Annotated in this window: 1 protein-coding gene; it reads left to right on the forward strand. The window is 65.2% G+C overall.

Annotated features, from left to right (window positions below; genetic code table 11):
- Positions 1–41 precede the first annotated feature (41 nt).
- Positions 42–400 (forward strand): transporter substrate-binding domain-containing protein (locus Q3A80_RS31975; RefSeq protein WP_446332763.1); only part of this gene is annotated, 359 nt, incomplete at its 3' end.

The following is a 400-nucleotide window of genomic DNA, read 5'->3' on the forward strand; positions in this document are numbered from 1 at the left end:
CAGCAGGCATACGGGTTTACCCATCTCAAAGTGAGGTCACCATGAATCGACTGTCTCGTTTCACCCGTCAAATCGCCGCATGCACCGTCGCGGCGGCCGCGCTCGTCGCGACCGCGCCGTCGTACGCCGCAGGGCCCGATGCATGGGCCGCCGTGAAGAAGGCCGGCGTCCTGCGCTGCGGCGCCGCGGTCGCACCGCCGTACGTGATGCGCGACCCGAAAACGGGCGCCTACAGCGGCTTCTTCTCGGATCTGTGCCGCGATTTCGGGCAGAACGTGCTGAAGGTGAAAGTGGAATTCGTGGACACGAGCTGGGACAACATCGTGGCCGGCCTGCAATCGGACAAGTGGGACCTGTCGCTCGCGCTGAACGACACGCCCGAGCGTGAAAAGGCCGTCGC

It is taken from the genome of Burkholderia sp. SR8 (assembly GCF_052851275.1).